The sequence below is a fragment of the Sphingomonas sp. CCH5-D11 genome, assembly GCF_001557395.1.
GTDB lineage: Bacteria > Pseudomonadota > Alphaproteobacteria > Sphingomonadales > Sphingomonadaceae > Sphingomonas.
This window is the reverse complement of record NZ_LSKH01000293.1, coordinates 1-748: the sequence shown is the minus strand read 5'-3', so window position 1 is coordinate 748 and position 748 is coordinate 1. Positions and strand designations below refer to the sequence as shown.

Sequence of the window (748 nt, the reverse complement as noted above, 5' to 3'; positions counted from 1 at the left end):
GCGCCGACCCGCGCCTCCGCCGTTTCCCATGTGCCGCCCGCCGTCAGCGTCGCCGACGTGACCAGCGCGCCATGCGCGGGCTTAAGGACGATCTCCGCAAAAGGCCGGGTCGGATCAAGCCAGTGGCGGTGGAGGCCGATGTCGAACTCGCGCCCCTCGACCCGGTCAACCGCGAGCCAGTCGACGAAATCAGCGCTTGCGGGCCCCCCGACCCGCGCGATCAGCGACAGCCACGCCGCCACCGTCTCTGCGCGCCAGCCAAGCGAGGCGATCGCCCCTTCGACGCGCGCGCGTGCCGGACCATCGAGCCAGTCGGGCGCGTCGGTCAGCACCGCCTCCAGCCTTTTGCCCAATGCGACGAGCGGGCGGTAGAGCGAGTCGAGCGCCTCGGCGGCGGGCGCGGCGGCCTCGATCAGCTCGGGCGAGGGCTCGGCGAGTTCGGTCTCGAGGCCGTAGCCCGCGTCCTCCGCCCCCTCGGCACGGGCGTAGGTGAGGCCGCGCACGCTCGCCAGCAGCGTCTCGATTGGCCCGAACGGCTGACCCTCGGCGACTCGCTGGAGCCAGCCATCGGCAGCCAGCCCCTGCGCTGCGCGCACCGCATCGGCGATGGCCTGTGCGCCGCCCTCGTCATAGCTGGCGACATCCGACAAACGCGCGGCAAGGCCCCGCCGCCGTCCGCGACTGCCCGCTTCGGGCCCGATGATCCAGCGGCGGAGCTCGATCGTCTCCTGCCCGGTCAGCGCGGTGG

1 pseudogene is annotated in these 748 nt (G+C 73.4%); it reads right to left on the bottom strand.

Annotated elements, in window-relative coordinates:
- Window positions 1-748: pseudogene (locus tag AX702_RS17965) on the bottom strand (ATP-dependent DNA helicase); the annotation flags it as partial.